Here is a 21,526-nt window from a genome sequence, read left to right as displayed (position 1 = left end):
AGAGGAGAGAGGTCCCTAGAAAGGGAGCCGTAGCGATGAACCTGCGCGAGACAATCTTAATAGATTGGGCGAAACGGACTAGGTCACTTCGGCCGTCCGTAGGCTGCGCATGTCAAACGCCTGGCTACGCGCGAATTCCTGGACCGACCGTGATTGGGCGGCGTTTCGGCAGTCGAGTTTCCACGACAAAAAACATTGGAATCGCGTCTCGTAAAATCGTAAGTGCTTTAAAAATACAGCTTTAGCCAGAGAGCCAGCCGCTTGTTACTGCGGGCCGCGGTCAATGGCATGCATCTTTCCATTATCCCTGGCTCTTCCGCAAAGTCTAGCCACGAATCTTCCTTCGCGGTAGACAAAATTCATTTACTTTTTACTTAGAAGCGGGAATTACCTTGCAGGTTCGCGAAAAGGTTGCTCGGAACGGTAGAGTTGAAGACGCTCTTCCACTTGGTTGGCGTGGGGTTCCGTTGCAATCGTTTTGGCCTGTTCCGCCGTCTTCACCGCTTCGTCAAATTGTCCATAGTTCGCTTGGGCGGCGGCGAGCGTGTCGAGGTACCGAGCGTCGGGCGTTTCGAGCTGAGCGGCCGCTTCTGCGGCATATCGCAGCGCCAAATCAGCATCGCGGACGTTCGATTGCGGGCAAGTTGCTAGCACCCAGGCCATGCCTTGTTTGGCTCGCGCCAATTCGGGATCGAGCTGGATCGCCATGCGGTAGTCTCGTAGTCCGCGTTCCCAGTAGCCCAGGTCACTATAAGCGTCGGCGCGATTGGCGTAGCCAAGCGGGTCGCGCGGAGCGATGCGGATTGCTTGGCCAAAATCGGCCAGCGCAGCCTGGTAGTTTTCAGACAAGTATTGGGCGTTTCCGCGACTGTTAAAGGCGCCTGCGTCGGTCGGCTTCAGTTGAATAGCGCGGCTGTAGTCGGCAATCGCTTGTCGCATTCGGCCTGCTTGATAGTGAAGCTCGCCCCGATTGAACCACGAATTGGCGTACTTAGGGTTGAGCGTAATCGCCAGATCGAAATCTTCGATCGCTTCGTCGCTTTTTCCTGCGGCGGCTAGACTGACGCCGCGATTGTGAACGGCGGTCGCCAGCTTGGGCTGAAGTTTGATCGCCGCGTTAAAGTCGGCTAACGCCGCTTCATCAAGCTTGGCGACATCGGCGGGATCGGTCGCGGCAGCCGCTTTGTCGGCCAAGGCTTCGCCCCGTTTGTTGAGGGCCCAGGCCTGCAGTTGTTGGAAATATTTCTCGTGCTCAGTCGGTAAAGTCAGCGTCTGCGCCTCTTCGCAAATGCTGATAATCGCGGCATATTCCGTTTCGCTTTGGGCGGCTTTGCTCTGCTCGGCGGCGGACCGCACCAACGCGTTGATTTGGTCGGAGTCGTCCGCAAGCACAGGGGACAGACTGGAGAAGATGAGTGGAACCGCAACGGTGAAGATCAGGATGATAGCGCGCATGAGTTCTTCCGGGACTGAGAGAAATTGCGACGAGAGTTTCTGGGCTGTTCCTTCAAGTTATCGAGAATTACGCCCATTTTCCAGTTCGACTGCAAGGATTTGAACGATTGCAGCGACTTGGACACGGCCGCGCGCGCCAATGTTTCTTTTTCGCAACCGTTTCTTTTTGACAGCATCGAGACCTGGTGTACGGTTGAGCGACGCGCCAGCTACATCAGGGAGCCAAACGATGATTATGGAGAATATTCCGCAGTTAGAACCGATTTCTGACTGCGGGCATTCGCGAGGACGCGTGTTGATTTGCGATGACGACGTGACGCAGCGCGAAGTGCTGGCGATCATCTTGCAAAAGAACGGGTTCGAGACCATCGACACCGGCCTCGGCGGCGAGTGCCTACGTTTTGCGGCTAGCAAGCAAATCTCGGCGCTGTTGCTGGACATTGACCTTCCAGACGCCAGCGGGCTAGATATCTGCGAAGAGATTTCGGACGCTCAGATGACGCATCAATTGCCCATTATTTTGGTCAGCGGCATGCAGCGAGCTGACCTGGTCCGTTCGGCCCGGCGTCGTGGAGCCCGCTTTTTTCTACAAAAACCGTATGACCCAGCCGCGATAATTGCCCTATTAGAACGGGCTCTGGACGAAACATCTCCCTGGTAATCGCGTGTAGGTGGTTGAAAAGGGGGTAGGAAGTTTGATATCCTATCCTCCTTCCACTCAACATTAAATTTTGCAGAGGGACCGTCAAAGGTCCTTTATACGTCCGGAGAAGTTCGTGGGAACGAAGAAAACGGGAAAAGGTCGGCGGAAAATTGGTCGTAAAAAGCGACGCATGCGTGCGAAGATTCGTCATCGCAAGAAGTGATTCATCTGCCGAATCACCTTTCTAAAAGATCAACACAATACGCCGAAAGCGACGGCCTGTAGGTCGTCGCTTTGTGCTGCGCCAGCTCCAGAACTCGCAGATTGCATTCCCTCTTGGGAAGGGGGAGCTTGCGGTTCTTTTTTCTCTCGCGGGTGCTGTCGAAAGATCGCCCGGAACGCCCCAACTGCTATAATCTAACTAGTCGTCAGGGGTTTCTTTACCGTTTCGCCTCCCCAGCGAAATTCGTGGGACCAAGCGGGGCCGTTCTGAATAAATTGAAAGAGGCGTCACTTCCTCGCTTGTCTCGACGCCCCTGGATTCTCCTCGCTTTTCGCAGAACTCGATCGTCCATGTTTCGACTTCCCGCTAGGCCGACGCGCGCCGAGTTGGTCGCATTCATTGCTGCCTTCGCGTGCTGCATGAGTGCGGGGATCGCCGCTGCCCAGATGACGCCGCCGCCGGGTACGACGCGAGCGACGGTCGAAGACGATGGCGCGACTCTCTATTACCTGCAAGACGCCAATAAAGAGTACCAGTTCATCGGTGAGTCCTCGTTTGAGGAATACATGAAGTGGTACGAAGAGATCCGCAAGAATGGGGGCAGCAACACTCCGCCGAAGTATGTGCTGAAACTTGTCGATGTGGTCGGCAAAGCGGCTGATGGCTACGTCGATCTCGATTTGACCTATCAGTTTGAGCTGTCTGAAAAAGGGTGGACAAAAGCCTCGCTGGGACTGGCCGGAGCGGCGTTGCGAGCGCCACCTGTTGTTTCCGACAAATCACGGTACGTGATTGCAGCGGATACGAGCACCGGGAAATACGTCCTCTGGCTGAAAAACGATTCGAGCGAATCGCCGCATGACGTCCAAGTGCGGTTGAAGGCGGCCGTTCGGACTGAGTCCAACGGTGATGACGTCCGGTTTAATTTGAACGTCTCATCCACCGCCCAGTTTCTGATGAAATTGTCACTGCCGTCGGATGTGGTGGCGACGGCGACCGGAAACGCGATCGTTACAGCGACCGAGCAAACAGAGGATGCGACTCTGGTTTCGATCGCATCGACCGGTAGCAGCACGTTGCAACTTACCTGGGGCTCGAGTCGTCAAACGATGCAGGACGATGTCGCCATTTTGCGGGCGACCGGCGATATTGTCGCGACGATTGAAGACGATTTGCAATTGAAGACGACCGCCAATCTGCAGGTCACGTCGCTCAACGGAGTTCCGATCGAATCGTTTGATGTTCGCATTGCCGACGACGCCGAGTGGATTCCTCCTTCGCAGACCGCCGATTATCAACTACGCGAGGTCTTTTTGCCGCAAGGAGAAGGGATCGAGCAGCGATTCATCCGCGTTGAATTTCCCCCCAACAAGCTGACTGCCCGCGAAGTCGAAATAAAGACAAGTCAGATCGTCGGCGCCGACACGAAGGAAATTCGCATCATTGCGGGGCTCTTCGATGTCTCGCAAGCGAAAGAGCAGGAAGGGGAGCTGCGCTTAAAATATAGCGAGAACGTGATCGCGAGATGGAGCATGCGCAACTATCGCCGCGAAACGGTTGGCGACTCGATGGATGAGCGCGCCGCGTTTTCTTACGCCGCGCAACCTGCCGAATTGGAAATCAAAGCGACGACGAATCAGCCGACTCTGCAAGCGACCAGCGCCGCCTATCAGTTTGTGATCAATGAGACGGTCGCCCAGGTCGACGCCGACTTTGTCTTCTCGGTTCCCAAATCATTCAGCGAATCGATCACGTTTGATCTGAATGGCTGGGAAAGCGTCGTGAAGTTTAAAGAGAGCGACGTCGATTGGGCGCAAGTGGATACGGTGGACGGCCAATGGATTGCGCCGTTGCTATCGACCGGCATGGATCGAACAACGACGACGGCGCGATTGGCGCGAGTTTCGTTCACGGCGACACTTCCGCTGCAGAGGGACGAAATGGGGATTGTTTCGCTACCGATGCTTCGACCTCAGATTGCGCAGCCAACCGCCGCTTCGATCCTATTACGTACGGCGCCGAACCTGAAGGCGATTCCTGATTTTGGTTTGGACTCTCCCTATCACATCGACGTGCTTGCCCAGGATGAAAACCTGGGGGCTCAACGCCTCTATTTGCGGATGTCTCCGTCTGAACAGTCGCAGCCGTTGCGATTGGAGCTCGAAAAAATTGAGCAGCAACTGTTTGTGACGCCGCGTGCTGCGATTGATATCGAACCGCCGCTCCAAGCGTTGGATGCGGCGCCGCTCGATTCGCGTTGCCAGGTGGTGCAAACGTTTAAGATTCATGCGTTCTACGGTGGAATTGGCAATTTGCTGCTACATGGCGCTCCTCGATCAGCCCTCGCCGATTTGGTGATTCGCTTGGATGGTGAAGAGGTCGGGTACGCACAACTGCAATCGCCGCCTGACGGAACGGAATCGGCGTTGCGAATTGACGTTCTGGGGCAACCGTCCGAAGCGGAATTAACGCTGGAATACAAAGTCAGCTCGCCTGGCGCCGCTTTGGCCAGCTCTGGCGAATTGGCGCCGATGATTACGACCATTCCTCTGATTTCGCTCGCGGCGGACGAGTCGCCGTCAGGCCCGATCAAGATGGTGGTCCGCCCTACGGAGCTTTCGATTTCGTCGCATACCGGCATCAGCGTTGTTGCGCCCGATCCAGCCTGGGCCGAAGTACGTAGCTCGGACGCCAACGTCTTGTTGCAGTTGGAGTCGGTCCCGACCAGCGAAAGCTCCGCTCCGACCGCAGTCACCTTGGAGTTCTCCAAACGCCCAGGCGGCATCGGCGATTTGCGAACCCGCGTCAAACGTTGCTGGATTCAGGAAGCGTTGACCTCCGATCGCCGCCGCACACGCGTTTGTTACTTGCTGCAGACGCGGCAGCCGTCGCTGACGTTGCACTTGCCAGCCGCAGCGAAAACGTTTGGAACCAACTGGAAATCACGCCAGATTCCCAGCGACGAGTCTGATGGAATCACGCTGCAAATTGATCCGCCGGAACTGTCACGCACGACGGCGATGGATACGCTGGAAGTCTGGTACGAGATTGATGGGATGGGGCTCGAAAGCGGCGCCACGATGAATGCTCCGATTTTGGAAGCGGCGGTCTACCTGGAGCCGGTTTACTACCAACTAGCTTGTCCGAGCGACTGGTTTTGCCTGTCGGCGCCGGGATTGACCGAAGAGATGACTTGGGAGTGGGATGGCCTAAGCTACGTTCCAGTCGAGCGAATCCATCAGGATCGATTGGAAAACTGGACACGCGCCAGCGAGCAAGACGCATTTCCGCCGGGGATGAGCCAGTATCTGTACAGCTCGATCGGCGCACCAAAATCAATTCGACCCTGGTTTGTGCGGCGCCGCAGTTTGATGCTAACTTTTGGCGGCGTCACCTTGGCCATCGGGCTGGGGCTCTTTTATCTGCCGCAGCTGCGCCGCGCGTCGGTCATTGGCGTCCTGGTCGCCGTCGCGGCCGCAATGGCGATTTTTTATCCGCATCATGCGGTCCTACTGGGCGGCATGGCGGCGATCGGCCTGGCCTGCAGTCTGTTTTCGATCGTCTTGTATTTCGCCTTGGGAACGCGTCGGCCGTCACGCACTGTTGTGCGCAGGACCGGCTCGGAGTCGCAAATGCGCGCCTTGTCTACCGAGCCGCAAGAACCGGCTTCGACCACGGCTGGCTCCGCACTCTTGAAGTCCTCTTCGGCGGAGTCATAGCATGTTGCGATTGACGTTGGTGATTACCACGCTGCTATTAACGGTGCTAGGAGGATCGCTCGCCTGGTGCGACGATGCTGCGCCGATCGAATTTCGTCGGCTCTACGTCCCGGTGGGGCAAGAAAAAATTTGGCCACGCAACGGGTTCGTCTACGCGCCGGTCATTCGACTTAGCGACTTTGAAAACGGAGTGCAAGCCATTCGAGCGACGCGTGGCGGTCCGGGCGATGTCGCTCGAATTCGCAGCACCGATTTGGTCGGCCGCGTCAGCGAAACCATGATCGAAGGGGAAGCGACCTTTGAACTGTCGCTGGCTCAAGAAGACTTTGGCCAACAGCAACAGTTTGTTTCGTTCCAAGGCACGAATCTCGAATTTTCACCGCTCGAATTGTTGGCCCCTCTCGCTATTTCCAATCAGACGTCGGTCAGCCGTCCCGGCGTCAGCAACGGCGAAGTAGGCATCTGGGCTGCGGAAGCCGCTCCGAAGTTCCGCTGGCGCGCCGTCGCATCGGAATTGGGAGAATTTTCGCTGCGATTGCCCCCTGCGGCGGCGTCAAGTCTGCGTCTTCATCTGGGCGCCGATCAGCAGGTTCAAGCCGATATTGGTATCGTGCAGGAAATCGAATCGGCCAGTGAAGAGGAGGAGCTAGGGGAATGGCTGCTGCTTCCTGACGCGTTGGGGCAGATTGAATTTAGAATTGTCGACCGTCGCAGCGCCAATTCGGCGTCGCCGCTGCATGTTGCTCAACATTCTGACTACAAAGTCGGCGTGGCGAGTATTTCAGTCGTGACTCGATTTATCTGCGTTTCGACCGCCGAACCGCTGCGCAAGTTTGAATTATCAAGCGACGCGCGCTTGATCTTAACCGGGGTCCATCTGGTCGATCGTCAGCAACGTCGCCGTCCGGTCGCTTGGGAGCAGTCGCCTCCTAACGAAGGGGGCAAACGGAGACTGACCGTAAGGTTGCCCGAAAATGAAGACCGACTTTCCGAGTTTGAATTTTCCGGCGTAGTTCCGGTTGAAAGTTCGCCTGCGACGCTCACCGCGCCTTTGTTGACGGTCGATCCGGCGGTGTGGCAAGAAGGTGAGCTGACGGTTTCGCTGGGGGACATGTGGCGCATGACCACGCTGAATGTGCGACAAGGGAAGCAACTCCGTTTTGACGAAAGTAACGCGACGGCTCATTTCGTGCTATTAGCTCCCTCGGCTTCGATCGATTTTTCGCTCACCCATGTTGAGCCCCGCTTGCGATATCGTATGGGCACTTCGGTCCATATTAGGCCGACCCGGCTAGTCGCTCAGACCATGACAATCATCTCCGCGGACAAGGGAGAAACGCTTGATCTTGATTTCGGAATATTAGCGAACGGTTGGAAAGTCGATTCGCTGACGACCGATTCGGAGGAAACGCCGTTGGATCGCTGGTATGTCGATGACGATGGTCGACTGCACGTGCGACTCAAGCAACCGATCACTTCGGCCGAATCGATCACGCTTTTCGGCAAATTTTCGCGACCACGGCGTGAGACGGAAATCGGATACGACACGCGCAAGCTGAAACCGATGCAGCTTGATAGCAACGTGATGGCGGATTGGATTCGTATCTCGGCGGATGAAACGCTTGAGTTGCGTCCCTCTCCAGAGTCGGCCGAATTGCTGATCGATGGAACGATGTTGCCGGAAGAAGCGAAACTACTGTTGTCAGAGAAAACGTCGCAATCAGACTCGCTGGTGTTCGCCGCGAGTTCGCCCCGCTATGGTGATCCTGTCGTGTTAGCGGTTCCGAAACGGGGAGGCTATCGCATGACGATAAGTTGCGACGTATTGCTGCGCGGCGACATGATGAAAGAGCACATTACGATTCACGTGGACGGCGCCGGTGATCTCAATGAGCCGATCGTATTGCACGCAACGGAAGCGGCGGCGGAGATGCAAAACTGGCGCCTGAATGACGCAATGGCGGTACCTTGCGTGCCGCTGCAATCTAAGAATGCTGAAAAGTCCAAATTGGCGGCCTATGAATTGCGTCTGCCGCCAGGAACACGCTTGCCTGCGACGTTATCGACGGAGATTTCACGACCGATTTCAGGCAGCGTCACTCCGGTGTTACTAACAACTCCGCAAGGAGCGTCGCAGACCAATCAACTGGACGTCGCCGCGCCTCGCGATTGGCGCCTGACCGTTGGCGAAGCGTTTCCGCTCTCGCCGATCTATGAGAACGCCGCTCCGACTGACGATCATTTGCAAAATCGCCAGTTTCGCTATCGTTCGAGCGACGTCTCGCGCGTCAATGAATTGGATGGGGGACCATTGCTGACGATTGATACGAAACCAGCGGAGCTTGCTCCGTACGCGGAATCGGCCGAATATCGCTATGAGCTTCGTCGTGACTCGGCCCTGGTTGACGCCGATTATCGGTTGATCGCTTCCAGCACCGGAAAGCTGAGTTTTCAGTTTCCGGCTAATTGCCGCTTACTGGCGGTCAAATTGGATGGTCAGCCGGTCGTCGCCACCGCCATGGGAGATGGCCGGTATGAAGTGGAGATTCAGGGGGACGCACGCACGCAAGTTTGTTCGATTCGCTACGAAACGGCGGCGCCTGGATTTCCGCTGTTTCGTCCTTTTGCGCTGCTGCGACCGCAGACCAGTTTTGACATTTTACAATCGATTACGAGCGTCGAGACGTCGCAGTTGACGTTCTTTTCTTGGGACAAGTCTTTGTCGGCGCACTTGCGAAGCATGTTTCTCCATGGTCTGTACGTTCCCAGCGGAGACGTCACACGTCATCGCAAGACGGAAATCGACGGTCAGGCCGATTCTATTTGGGCCGTCGATCCACAGCAGATTCAAGCGTTGGGATACGCTTTGATGGGGATCACTTTTTTGACAGGATGGTTGACCCTTCGGCGACGGATTGGTTTGTTGGTCGCGGCTTTGTTGGTCGCGTTTGCGGCGATTTTGCTTCCGACGACACTTGCCCCGATTACCGCCGGTCTGTTGCAAGGATTGGCAGCAGGCGTCATCGTGCGCTGGTTCGCAACCTCGTGGCGCGAAGTGGAGGCGAGTGATTCACGCAGCGTCCGTACTGCCGCCGGATATTTGCTGGTCTTCGTTTTTCTACTGCAGGGGACGCCGCTTTACGCTCAACAACCGGTTGCGACCGATGTGAAAGCGGTGACCTACCCGATTTGGATTCCGATCGATGGCGATAAAAAGCCGACCGGCGACGTCTATTTGCCTCAGGCTTTGTACGACTATCTCTTCTCCGCTTCGAAGAATCCGATTTACATGTCGCAGCGCGTTGATGTGACTGCGGCGTCCTGGCGGATTTCGCCACCGACGACCAACATGCCGGATATTTTTAGCGTCGCTGGCTTGTTTGAAGTTACGTCGACGATCAATGGGACTTCGTTTGCTCTGCCGCTCAGCGCTGATTTTTTGGCTGGCGTTCAATCGGTTCTGGTTGACGAGATCCCTTTGTCGATGGCCGATTTCGCCGAGAAGGAAGAGTTGACGATCATGTTTGATGACGCCGGCGATCATCGTGTGAAGATCGTCGCACAACTTCCCGCCGATCAAAGCGTCGTCTGGGAAACGCCGGTTTGCCTGAATGCAGAATTGCGTTACGAGTCGATCGCCAGCAAGCCGATTGCGCAAATCCTGGCGGATGGAAAGCCGCTTCCTTTTGAGTCGCTCTCGACCTTCACCAGCGTTCCCTTGGGATCGGTCCGCCAAATCAGCTGGATACCTACCGTCGATTCGCAGGATGGTCGATTTCATGCGAAGCAGGTCGATCTTTTTCAGCTTGGACAAGCTTCGCCGACGTTGATAAGTCGGATCCAACTGACGCCGATCAGTGGGGAAATCAAAACTTGTCGCCTTCAATTTGATCCGCGACTGCGTTGGAACGAAGTGAAATTGCCCGGCGCTGTAATCGAAGCTTCGGAGGACGGATTGTCGGCGACCTTTGAGCCGCCGATCGCTAAACCGGTCGCACTGGAGTTTTCGTTTACCCTCGATCAATCGAGCGGATTAGGATCGTTCGATCTCCCCAGCGTTACCGTTGCGGATGCTGAGACAAAGGAACGTTGGACGGCGATCTCGGCGCCTGCCAGCGTTACGACAACTTGGCGAAAAGAAGCGAGCGGCCTGGCGACGGTCGCGGCGCCCGCCTTTACTGAAGCCTGGCCGGTGCCGATTGACGGTTTACGACGTGCTTTTGACCTGAGTAACGAAGCGACGACGCCGGCCGTTGTCGAAGTGCGGCCGGTTGACTCTCGGATGTTTATCACGGCCAATCAGTACGTGCATGTTGGATCACAAACTTCCGACTATCGACTCGATTTGCAACTGGAAGCTTTGGCCGGCGAACGGACTTCCCTTTCGCTGGAGATGTCCAAAGGTTGGCTCGTGGACGATGTCGCGTTTATCTCCGATGGCGTCGTCCGTGAGGTCGTCTGGCAATACGACGAACCAACATCGCGTTTGTCTCTCTTCTTCGCCGCGCCGCTGCGGGCAATAGCGGAGTTACGGATCGAAGGTCATTTTACGACGGACATGGCGATTGCGTTGCAGATTAAGTCGCCGCGTGTCGTCGACGCGCAAATTGATTCGTCGTATTTGCATATTTCCCACGATCCTGACGTTCGTTTGCGACGCTTGCCAGAAATTGGCGCTCCGATGTTTGACACCGCGGCCAGCGAAGCGGCACAGCCGTTGGACTCGGTCCAAGGCGTGTCCTACGGCAGTTATCGCGTGCTCGATCCCAGCGGCGTGATGCAGTTGACGGTGCGACGAAACAACGTCGAACTTGGCGGCGAGATGCTCCTTTCCGCCAAGGGAGGCGAAGAGGGGTGGACCGTTCGTATCGATTGCCGCTTGCGGCTGAAAAGAACCGCGCCAGACCAATTTGAGTTTCTGGCGCCAGCCAACTACAAGTTGAAATCAACGTCGCTGCTTGGTTTTGACATCACGCAGCGTTCGCTAGGCGCCTCAGGCGTCATCTGGCGACTACGCCCACTGCGCCCGCTTCCCGAAGAGTTTCAACTTAGCCTGGTCGCCGATGTCGAAACGCTCAGCACCGGCGATCTGGTGATTCGTCCCGTACGATTGTTAGGACAGTATCCGCCGCAGTATGTCGCCGTTCCTCGTTCGTTCAATTCCCAACAAATTATTTGGGGAACGCGTGAGCTGCAATCGGTCGCTTTTCCGGATAGCTGGTTTGCAATGCACGTTCCGCCAGGCAGTCAGGTCTATCAGTCACTTTCGGGTAGCTATGAGTGCCGCGTTGTCGGCTTGCTGCCAACTGAAGAGACGCCACGCGTCCTATCGCTGCGCCACGATGTGAAAGTTGCCGACGCATTGACCTATCTGACATCGACGTCGATTTATTTGTCCCCAGAGGGGAGTAATTTCCTTTCGTTTCGTCTGCCTGCCGGAGCAAAATTACTTTCGACGTCGATCGAAGGAAAAGTGGTCTCCGCGACTGCCGGCGTTGACGGCGCCGTGACGGTCCCGTTGCTATCGCGGTCCCTTCCTCAAAAACTGCTTGTCTCGTACGTTTACCCAGCGGCGTCGTCAGTAAACCGTCCGCTTGACGTTTTGACGATTGATTCGCTGGCGATGACCCCAACCCCATATTGGCGCGTGGAGAGCGAGAGACCGCTGCAATACGATTTCTCACCGCTTTCTGTGGTCGAGTGGAGAACCGGTCGCTTTGTCGAAGCCTGGCAACGTTGGAAACGGGGCGTCCGCGATAGCGACGCATCTAGCATGGAGATCGCCGCTTGGAAAAGGCGACGACTGCAAGAGGCCGATAACGCCTGGCGTTCGCTTGTGACGCTGTTAGGTGAGGTGCAGGGAGACCGCTTCGACCCAGCACGCCAATTTCGTGAGCTGACCTCTGGCGATGAGCTAGCCATGCTGCAGGCCGAAGTCACCAAAGTAGGCATCCATCCACAGGATACTCCAGAGGCCTGGAGCCACGTTTTGTACGGCAAAGCGGATGTCATTCGTCTGCAATGGAAAAAGTCGAATTGGAACGTCGATTGGCGACGCCCGCTGCTTGTTGTCGGCGGCATGCTAGCATCGATTGCGCTGTTGGGGCTGCTATGGCGCCAGCCTGAATGGATCGACATATCCGCCGCTTGGATGTCGCGTTGGCCGCATGCTTTGGGCGCGGCCGTAGGCATCGCTTGGGGACTGTTTTTGCAGCCTTCGGCCGTTGGCTGGATCGTTGCGGCAGTGTTTGTATTGGCGGCTTCTCCGATTCATTGGGGCCGTGGAAATGGAACGGAATCGGGAAGATCTTTTTTGGGGAAGTTGGAACGTAGCGTCCATAAATCTCGACGCTAGCTCGACTTCTGGCAGAAATTCGCATCGCCGGACGTTAGGTAGGCCGATACTTCATCTTGGCGGATTGAATCTGATTTGTTACCGTACCTGCTCGACACTCTTCGCGGGGCGAAAGACATCGCCTCCTGATTCTGCTGGCTAACATGGAAGGAGGCCGGAATGATTCTCTCTGGACTACGAGACCTGCCGGTGCACATTCGTTGGATGATCCGTCGTGACATGACGGAAGTGTTGCAGATTGAACGGGCCAGTTTTGAATTTCCTTGGGGCGAAGATGATTTCATCCAGTGCCTGCGTCAACGAAATTGCATCGGCATGGTGGCCGAGCATGACGAGCGCATTGTGGGCTTCATGATCTATCAGTTGCATCGCACCCGTTTGCATGTGATGAACTTCGCGGTCGATCCCAATTGCCGTCGCATGAATATCGGCTCGCAAATGATCACCAAACTGGCCAGCAAACTTTCGCCGCATCGTCGCTCGCAAATCTTGTTGGAAGTGCGTGAAACGAACCTCGACGCCCAACTCTTTTTCCGCAAGGAAGGTTTCAAGGCGATCTCGGTGTTGCGTGATTTCTACGAAGACACGACCGAAGACGCCTACTTGATGCAATATCGGTTTCAACAACCGGTCGAAAGCGAAACCGGCTCGCAAATCGCCCGCTTGGCTGGTTAAGCCGTAATTTCCCCAGACAACACAAGAGGCGTGTCGAACTTCGATACGCCTCTTGTCGTTTCTTGCTCCGGCCCTGTTCCGTTCTTTTCTTTCTCAGCGCGTCGCTAGAAAGTCCGCCTAGGGTCTGTCCACGCCGAATTTGTGTGACAAACCGACGAGTCGGGTTAGTCCGGTTGAATCGAGCAAAAAGGGGGGGATTCGCACCGCGGCGACCCGTATTCAGAGCGTTTTGGGGCGTAGGCTATTAGTATCTACTGCCCCCTCCGAATAGCCCAAGATTCATGCTCCGCGTAGTTGAAATCAACGAAATCGAAGCTCTGGCGACGATCCGCGCCAACTGGCGAAAGTTATGGCTTGAAACGCCGTACGCTAGTTTTTTTCAAACGCTCGACTGGCTTCGAATCTACTGGCGCCATTTTGGCCGTGATCAACGTCTGCGCGTCTTGATCGTGCTGGATGCGGATCGCATCATCGGCATCGTTCCGTTGACGGTGGTCCGCGAACAAACGCGGCTTGGTCCGATCCGCGTCTTGACCTATCCGCTTTCGGAATGGGGAAGCTACTTTGGACCGCTCGGAGTGGATCGCAATCAGGTTCTCGGCGCTGCTTGTCGCCATATCCGTGAGACGCCGCGTGACTGGGAACTGTTTGATCTGCGGTGGCTCGCGACCGATGACATCGAAGACGATCTCACTTTCAGCGCGATGTCGACAGGAGGTCTTGCCGCACATCGCGGCGTTTGGAACGAAACGTCGTTAATTGACGTGCCTGAAAGTTGGGAAAAGTATCTAGCGACGCGCAGTCCCAAATTCCGCAGCGAGATTCGTCGGAAGACGCGCCGCGTTCGCCGCCAAGGGCGGATGGAAATGTTGCGTTATCGCCCCCTTGGACTAGAGGCCGGTGACGGAGATCCGCGGTGGGATCTCTTTGGTCAGGCCTACCATATCGCGCTCACCAGTTGGCAAGGCGCTTCCCCCTACGGAAATACGCTGTCACATCCCGAGGTGAGCGGCTTTTTTCGTGAGACGCACAAAGCGGCGGCGGAATTGGGGATGCTCGATTTTTGTCTGATCTATGTCGATGGTCGGCCATCCGCATTTCTCTACAACTATCATCGTGACGGTGAAGTCTATGGCCTGCGTCGCGGCAGCTTGCCCGAGATTCATGAGCTCGGGATCGGCACCGTCGCCACCGCAGTCACCATCGAAGACAGTTGCCGGCGCGGCGATCGTTTGATTGATTTGGGCGCCGGGTCGATTCACGCCAAGCGAAGTTGGCTCACACGACTCGCGCCAATCGGCCGCGTGACGCACTACCCTTCGTTCGAACCAAAAAGCCAGATGTTGCGTTGGACTCACTGGTGGAAGAACGGTCGACCAACCCGCAACGCCGATCAAACCCGAGCGCAGCAAACGGCTGATCTGATCTAGAATCGAGAGACAAAAATCGCTACGGAGCGTGGCAGGCCTGACAGCTGTTGGCTGCGGCCACGATTGCCGCAGGAGACGATGTCGCCGGCGCTGGTTGCTGGTCGCCAGAGCGATGGTGGCACTCGCTGCAGCATGTCAGATGCGCCAGCGGCGACACGTCGAGCGAAGCGACTGCTTGAACGACCATTTCGGAAGTGCGAGCCGGTTTTTGCGTCAGACAGACGGCCGGCAGCGAAAGATTGACTAGGTATCGCTCGGCTTCTAGTTGAGCGTTCGCCAGTGAGCGGCCGTTGACCACGTTTGACGAAGATGGGCCAACCGATCCCCAATAGGTCGCCAAAACCAACATCGCGACCAGCGTCGCCGCCGCTGGGACTGCAATGTTCAGCCATAGGGAGCTTGGCTGCAACTGGTTCGTCTGAGGATCTCGCCAGGCTGAATCGGCGCCGCGCCAGAAGTCGCCATCCACCTGAGGCAAGCAGCTTGCTTCTTCAGGCAATGTTTCTGCAAGCTTGTTCGTTGCGGGGCGCAGCGCCTCGGCCAAAGTCCGACAATCATGGCAGCAGTGCAAATGCCTTTCGACAGCCCTGTCCACCAACGGATCGCCGCTCGGGAAGGGCGCCCGTGTGAGGACTTCGAAAACGTCATCGCATGTGGTCAGGCGAACAGCGTTAGAACGACTAATCATCAATGAGATCTCCAACTCGACCAGCGGATAAAGTGCTGGCCGATAGAAGCTCGGTCAAGCGAATCATTCCCTTACGAACTCGGGCCTTCGCGGCCGGAAGGGTGCATCCCAGCGAATCAGCAATCTCTTGGAACTTCATTTGTCCGAAAAATCGCAAGCGGACCGCCTCGGCTTGGGACGGCGTTAACTCGGTCAGCAAGCGGCGGACATGTTCATGCCGTTCGGCCGTGATCATCGCCGCCAGCGGTTCGGCCGCAGCATCATCGGCCTGAAATTGAATCACAGGGCTGTCCCCCACTTCCGTCTCGGCCCGGCGTGCGGACCGTTGATGAAGCCGATTGCAGTTGTTGATCAGGATTGTCCAGAGCCAGGTTCGAAAGCTGTATCGGGAGTCATAAGTATCGAGCCAGCGAAACGCGTTCAAAAAGGTCTGCTGAACGGCGTCCTCCGCTTCCTGCTGTCGCCCCAGCCGACTCATCGCCAGCCGTAGCAGCGGCGATTGATACCGCTGGACAATCTCGGCAAATTTTTCTCGTTGGCCAGCCAAAACGGCGGTCAGCAATTCGCCGTCCGTCGGTTGTTCTGGGGGCAAGGTCATCGTGATCGGCAGGGGAGGTAACGGTTATTCAAGTAGCGTTCTTGAAATTGCAGACGCTTTTTTTTCTTCGTAGCCCGAAGCGCGAGTTTTGAAGTTGCGCTATTTCGAATCAATCGAACATTAGCCCGCCAGCGCCAGCGAGGGAATACGGTTCACCACTTCAATCCGTGTTAGGATCGCCAACTCTATTCCCTCGCTTGCGCTTCGGGCTACGAAGAAAATAGGAGGAACCCTGTCAACAAGGTGATAGCGCCTAGCGAGGCAATTGGATACCCATAATTCTCTACCATAGAGGGTCAAACATCAATGGAAACCCCGCCAAGAAAGAGTTTCCACCCCCTCAAAGATGCGGTAAGATTCAGGCTTATCCCCTTTTGACGCTGATAGGAATCGAATCATGTCTCGGTTTGCCGCTTCCCGCTTCTGTCGCCGAACCGGCGCCACCAATCCAGCCGTGATTGTGATTGTGATCGTCGTGGTTGGTTTTTCGCTCTTAATGTGCAGTGGAATCATGGTGGCGCTGCTGCTGCCGGCCGTGCAGCAAGCCCGGGCCGCTGCTCGACGAATGCAATCGACAAACAATATGAAGCAAATTGGCCTGGCGCTGCACAACTATGCCGACGTCTATGGCTCGTTCCCGCCGGCTTACATCGCCGATGAAGATGGCAATCCGATGCATTCATGGCGCGTTTTAATCTTGCCGTTCCTTGAACAACAGCTGCTCTACAGCCAGTATGATTTTGACGAGCCCTGGGATGGCCCCAATAACCGCTTACTGATGTCGCAGATGCCGGAGACTTATAACGATCCGACGGTGACCAGTCCCGGTGATGGGGCGACTTCGTACCAAGCGTTATCCGATGTCAGCACCATTATGAGCGAAGCGGCGACAACAAGATTTATGGACATCACCGATGGGACCTCCAATACCGCGCTGATTGTCGAGAACACCGGCGCCATGGTTCCGTGGCTGCGCCCTGACGATACGAAGGTGGCTGCCTTCGTGCAAGGAATTCCCTTTGAAAACGGCCCGGTCGGCGGCACGCAGATTTTGATGGCGGATGGATCGGTCCGATTCATCAGCGAGAATACAGCGGCGCAAACGCTCCAAGGTATTTCGACGCGCAACGGCGGCGAAGCGATCTCGAATTATTAACTCGCGAAGTCGTCACGCCGTTTTGAAGGCGATGAAATGAAGCGACGATTATCTCGTGACGACCGGCAGGGGCAGGCCAAGTTGGCAGTGGTTATCGTCGTCAGTATCGCCGCTTGTTTGGCGGCGGCGCTAACCTGCGGCGGTCTGATGCTGTTGCTACTGCCCGAGGTCGATCAGGCGCGAGCGACCGCTCGGCGGATCAATTCGGTAGGACATCTGAAGCAGATTGGGATAGCGCTGCACAATTATCACGAAACTTATGGCTCGCTCCCGCCAGCCTACGTCGCGGATGAAAGCGGCAAGCCGCTGCATTCGTGGCGCGTTCTCATTCTCCCTTTTCTTGAGCGGAGCGATCTCTATGATCAATACGATTTCAGCGAGCCTTGGGATGGCCCCAACAACATGGTGCTGATCCATGAGCGCCCGCTGACGTACGGAAACCCACAGATCATCGATGAAGACAGCACCACCACGACGTATCAGGCGATCGCCGGGCCGGGAACCTGTTTTGATCCGACGGTCCCGAAGATGACCTTTCACGATATCTCTGACGGCACGGCCAACACGGCGATGGTCGTCGAGAACTTCGGCGATCCGGTTGTCTGGACGCAGCCAGATGATACGTCACCAGCCGATTTTTTGACTGGCGAGACGGCAATCGGCGCACATGACGGCGAGACCCTCGTCATGAAGGCCGACACCTCGATACCGGTCATGCAGCAAAAGGACCTGCCGCAGTTGAAAGCCTGGACGACGCGGGCCGGCGGTGACTAACATTGCGTCACGCGCCACCGCAAGAGTCGATTAAGCTTTCGGCTTCTCCGGCCGCAGCACGAGCACCGGACAATGCGCCAAGCGAACAACCCGATCGGTCACCGAGCCGAGCAGCACACGCAGTAGGCCGCTGCGGCCATGTGACGGCATGATGATCAGCTTGGCGTCGATCTTATCCGCATGTTCGGCGATTTTGTGCCCGGCGTCGCCAAACAGCACGGTGATCGTCACCTCGTTGCCGATCTCTTTGATGATCGCGTCGGTCGCGTGCTTGGTTCGCGTATTATGGTCGACCGTGTTCCACATTTCGCCAGGCTCAGCCGGCGAGAGCTCTCCCAGCACATGGACCACGTGAACTCCGCTGGGATCTCCCAGCAAGCCGATGGCTCGGCCAACCGCTTCCTTCGAAACCGGGGAAAAGTCAAACGGCACAACAATCGGCGGATGAGCGAGCCAAGTCATGAGAAGTTCCTTGATGCGTCCAGCAAAGTGATATCCCTTGTCTAGATTTTACGCAGATGACAGCGCATAAAAAAAGCCGGCGTCTTTTCAAAGACGTCGGCTGGTTGCGAAGTTGCGATGCTGGCTCGTGGGGCTCTTTGTGCAGCGCCATCCGTCCATGAGCGCTTTGCGGCCGAAGGTTCTTGGGGAACGCTCGGCCTTGCGCCATGCTCTTCCCGCGTCTTCGTGGGAAGAGCATGGCGCCGATTTTTTCTTCTAGGCGATCAGTTCTTTGATCACTTTGCCGCCGTTGGCGATTTTCATCGGGCGGCCATTTTTGCTGGTGAAGGTCGTTTCGAGCGACATGCCCATCGCTCGGCAAACGGTCGCCATCATGTCTTCGGCCGAGTAAGGTTCGGTCTCAACGCGGGTACCGTCGGCGCTCGTTTCACCCACCGCGATGCCGCCGTTGATGCCGCCGCCGCCGACGACCGTGCTCCAACTGCGGGCCCAGTGATCACGGCCGGTGTTGCCGTTGATCCGCGGGGTGCGGCTGAATTCGCCCATCCAAACGATGGTCGTGTCTTGCAACAGACCGCGCTGTTCCAGGTCGGTGACCAGGGCCGACATCGCCTGGTCCATAACCGGCAGTTTGTTGTCGGCCAAGGTGTTGAAGATGTTGGTATGGTTGTCCCAACCGCCCAGGTCGACTTCGATGAACGGCACGCCGGCTTCGACCAGACGACGAGCGAGCAGGCAGCCTTGGCCGAAGCCGTTCGTGCCGTACATCTCTTTCATCGCTTCCGGTTCTTCGGTGACGCGGAACGCTTTCATCTGTTCGCTGGTCATCAAGTTGACCGTCTTGTTCAAGATCTTGGCGTGATCTTCGGCGGCCGGCCCGCGACGCTGATTGATGAAGCCGTTTTCGACCAGCTTCAACATTTCGAGCCGCTTGCCGAGGGTCCCTTCGCTCATGCCGGCCATCTTCAGGTTGCGCACCTGACCGTTGCTGCTGACGGTGAACGGCGCCCAACTCATGCCGAGGAAGCCAGGCCCGACGCTGCCGCCGCCGACCGAAACGAACGGCGGAATTTCGAGGTAAGGACGTTGGTCGAACAACTCATGCGCGACGACCGAACCATAGCCGGGGTGCTCGATGTTCGGGTTCGGGACGTAGCCGGTGTGCATGTAATAACGACCGCGACCATGATCGGCTTCGCGGGTGCTCATCGAGCGGACGACCGACAGATTTTTCATGATCTTGGCGGTCTTCGGCATATGTTCGCAAATTTGCAAATCGCCGGAAGTCGAGATCGGTCGAAACGGCCCGCCGGTGTTGGCGCCCGGCTTGAGATCCCAAATATCCATGGTGCTGGGCCCGCCCCCCATCCAAAGCATGATGCAGCTTTTGCCGCGGCTGGTCAGATCGGCGGCGTTAGCGCGAATCGCGTTGCCCATCATCATCGCCGGAGCGACCATGGCCGAAGCGCCGGCCATATGCTTCATAAAGTGACGTCGCGACATCCCAGTGGGAATGGACATGAGTATTTCCTTGTGGTGACTAGCGTTGTTAGCTTATGGGGAAATTTGGGATCAAAACGAGGGCGAAAGCCGTCGGTTTAGTGATTCAGGATGAACTCGTTGCTGTTGAGCAGCGCCCAGAAAACGTCTTGCAGCGCGGCGGCCGTGTTCCCTTTGTGGCTCGCGACCAGGATGCCGGCGGCTTGCATTTCGTTCTTGGTCGGACGTCGTGCGACGGTCGCCATATACAGATGGCGGATCGCTTCTTTGCCGTCATCGCCGTTGGCGGCCAAGGTAGCGATAAAGCTGCCCGGTTTGACGCTCGTCGCTTCTTTGACCAAGTCGCCGTTGAACATCATCAACGCTTGCGGAATGGTGCCGTTAAAGGTGGTCGATTCGTCCCCTTCGTCTGTTCCGAACGCAATCGTAAACTGCTGCATCCACATGCTTTTCAACCGCTCTTGTTCGGCGTAGTCAGCACGCGTCTTGTGAGCCTGGGTAGCGACGATCAACGATTCATACAACTGCTCCGCGTCCATCTGACGCAGATAGAAGTGGCTGAACTTCGGCGATTCGCCGATGGTCGGATCGTCGACTTCGTTTCCTTTGGTGATCTTGCTTGAGAGTCCATAGGCTTGGCTCAGCGTGATCCATTTGATCAGTTCTTTGATATTGAAGCTGGCGCCGCGGAACTCTTCGCCCAGGTAAGTCAGCAATTCGGGATGCGACGCGCGATTGTGCGGACCCATGTCGTCGATCGGTTTGGTGAAGCCGTTGCCAAAGAAGTGCCCCCAGATGCGATTGACGATCGCTTCCTGCATTTCTTTCGAGTCGGTGACGAACTTTGAGAGTTCCTCGCGACGATTGACTTGCGAAACCATGCCGTTCGGGTTGACGTTGGTGCCGTCAATAAAGGTCGGGTAAGCGACTTCGATCAGGCCGTTACGCAGTTCGTAGTAAATTTCGGCTTGAGAAGGATTGCCGCTCTCGCCACGGAAGTCGACGTTTCGCAGGCTCATCGCCATCCCCATGGCGTTGTTCGCTTCCATCCCACGATCACGCTGGGCGCGGGTCTGACGGAAGAAAGCGTTCAGTTCCCAGAACTTGTCTTGCTTCCAGCTGTTGAATGGGTGGTTGTGACACTGCGTGCACTGCACCTGAACGCCGAGGAAGATCTGAGCCGTCTTGGCGGTCGCTTGGACTCCATCTTCGGCGAGCTTGTCCATGTAGAAGTTGACGGCGCCGTTAAAGTTGGGCATGCCGGGCGCATTGGCGCCTTCGGAGGTGATCACTTCGCGAACCAACTGGTCGTATGGTTTGTTGCGAGCAAAGCTGTCGCGCAGGTACTTTTGCATTCCTTCGCGGCTGACTTGCGAGTTATTGTCGAGTCCGCCGTTACGGCCGATCAGGACGTTGGTCCAAATGGTGGTCCAGTTGCGAGCATATTCTTCGGTGAAGGCCGAATCGTTGAGAAGCTTCTCAACCAGGTTCTTTTTGCGATCCTTGCCGCGATCACGCTGGAACTCTTCGAGCTCGGCGACTGAAGGAATGCGTCCGATGATATCGAGATAGACGCGGCGGACCCATTCGAAATCTTGCGCTTCCGGCGCAGGCGAAATTCCATAGTCCTTCCAGACCGCACTAATTTGTTCGTTGATCTCGGCCACTTGAGGGATGCCGTAGTCATCCGACGGCCGTGCGGCCGACGAAAAGCTGACCCAGCCCACCGTTAGACAAATAGCCAGGCCGAAACGAGAAAAAGTCGCCATGGGGAAGTGCCTTGAGTTGCTGACGGGAAAGGTGGAAGTGAATCCGTGTCAAAGAATGAGACGTTTGTCTCACATCGAG

13 protein-coding genes are annotated in these 21,526 nt (G+C 56.4%); 7 read left to right on the top strand and 6 right to left on the bottom strand.

Features of this window, described 5'->3' with window-relative positions:
- Positions 1-387: 387 nt before the first annotated feature.
- Complete coding sequence (locus M4951_RS20755; RefSeq protein WP_262023540.1) at positions 388-1,455, bottom strand: tetratricopeptide repeat protein; 1,068 nt, start codon at positions 1,453-1,455, stop codon at positions 388-390.
- 229 nt (positions 1,456-1,684) lie between these two features.
- Here M4951_RS20755 and M4951_RS20750 point away from each other — a divergent pair, with 229 nt between their 5' ends.
- The 5 genes from M4951_RS20750 to M4951_RS20730 all read left to right on the top strand — a co-directional run bounded on the left by M4951_RS20750 (position 1,685) and on the right by M4951_RS20730 (position 14,500).
- The gene (locus M4951_RS20750; RefSeq protein ID WP_262023539.1) at positions 1,685-2,116 is read left to right on the top strand and encodes a response regulator; all 432 of its coding nucleotides are present in this window, start codon (positions 1,685-1,687) and stop codon (positions 2,114-2,116) included.
- Between the two features lie 555 nt (positions 2,117-2,671).
- The gene (locus M4951_RS20745) at positions 2,672-6,040 is read left to right on the top strand and encodes a hypothetical protein (RefSeq protein ID WP_262023538.1); all 3,369 of its coding nucleotides are present in this window, start codon (positions 2,672-2,674) and stop codon (positions 6,038-6,040) included.
- Position 6,041: 1 nt separating this feature from the next.
- Positions 6,042-12,395 (top strand): hypothetical protein, encoded by a 6,354-nt coding sequence (locus M4951_RS20740; RefSeq protein ID WP_262023537.1) that lies wholly within the window; start codon positions 6,042-6,044, stop codon positions 12,393-12,395.
- Between the two features lie 159 nt (positions 12,396-12,554).
- The gene (rimI, locus tag M4951_RS20735) at positions 12,555-13,070 is read left to right on the top strand and encodes a ribosomal protein S18-alanine N-acetyltransferase (protein ID WP_262023536.1); all 516 of its coding nucleotides are present in this window, start codon (positions 12,555-12,557) and stop codon (positions 13,068-13,070) included.
- 281 nt (positions 13,071-13,351) lie between these two features.
- A complete protein-coding gene (locus M4951_RS20730) occupies positions 13,352-14,500 on the top strand; it encodes a GNAT family N-acetyltransferase (RefSeq protein WP_262023535.1) in 1,149 nt (382 codons plus the stop codon).
- Positions 14,501-14,519: 19 nt separating this feature from the next.
- On the opposite strand, the gene M4951_RS20725 is transcribed toward M4951_RS20730, so the two are convergent.
- Together M4951_RS20725 and M4951_RS20720 are read right to left on the bottom strand one after the other, a co-directional pair.
- The gene (locus M4951_RS20725) at positions 14,520-14,978 is read right to left on the bottom strand and encodes a hypothetical protein (protein ID WP_262023534.1); all 459 of its coding nucleotides are present in this window, start codon (positions 14,976-14,978) and stop codon (positions 14,520-14,522) included.
- Between the two features lie 202 nt (positions 14,979-15,180).
- The gene (locus M4951_RS20720) at positions 15,181-15,786 is read right to left on the bottom strand and encodes an RNA polymerase sigma factor (RefSeq protein WP_262023533.1); all 606 of its coding nucleotides are present in this window, start codon (positions 15,784-15,786) and stop codon (positions 15,181-15,183) included.
- A 397-nt stretch (positions 15,787-16,183) separates the two neighbouring features.
- Between M4951_RS20720 and M4951_RS20715 the strand changes: the two genes are divergently transcribed.
- Together M4951_RS20715 and M4951_RS20710 are read left to right on the top strand one after the other, a co-directional pair.
- A complete protein-coding gene (locus M4951_RS20715; RefSeq protein WP_262023532.1) occupies positions 16,184-16,942 on the top strand; it encodes a DUF1559 domain-containing protein in 759 nt (252 codons plus the stop codon).
- 36 nt (positions 16,943-16,978) lie between these two features.
- Positions 16,979-17,716 carry a DUF1559 domain-containing protein gene (locus M4951_RS20710; protein ID WP_262023531.1) on the top strand — a complete coding sequence of 246 codons (738 nt, stop codon included), beginning with the start codon at positions 16,979-16,981 and terminating at the stop codon, positions 17,714-17,716.
- A gap of 30 nt (positions 17,717-17,746) precedes the next feature.
- Here M4951_RS20710 and M4951_RS20705 read toward each other — a convergent pair whose 3' ends face one another.
- From M4951_RS20705 to M4951_RS20695, 3 genes are all read right to left on the bottom strand, one after another.
- Positions 17,747-18,178, bottom strand: coding sequence for a universal stress protein (locus tag M4951_RS20705; RefSeq protein WP_262023530.1), 432 nt, complete (start codon positions 18,176-18,178; stop codon positions 17,747-17,749).
- 255 nt (positions 18,179-18,433) lie between these two features.
- Positions 18,434-19,699 carry a DUF1501 domain-containing protein gene (locus M4951_RS20700; RefSeq protein WP_410050407.1) on the bottom strand — a complete coding sequence of 422 codons (1,266 nt, stop codon included), beginning with the start codon at positions 19,697-19,699 and terminating at the stop codon, positions 18,434-18,436.
- 77 nt (positions 19,700-19,776) lie between these two features.
- Positions 19,777-21,447: a DUF1549 and DUF1553 domain-containing protein gene (locus M4951_RS20695; RefSeq protein WP_262023529.1), complete on the bottom strand. Its 1,671-nt coding sequence runs from the start codon at positions 21,445-21,447 to the stop codon at positions 19,777-19,779.
- Between the last annotated feature and the right edge of the window lie 79 nt (positions 21,448-21,526).

The organism is Blastopirellula sp. J2-11, assembly GCF_024584705.1.
Classification (GTDB): domain Bacteria; phylum Planctomycetota; class Planctomycetia; order Pirellulales; family Pirellulaceae; genus Blastopirellula.
This window is presented reverse-complemented; position numbering and strand designations above follow the sequence as displayed.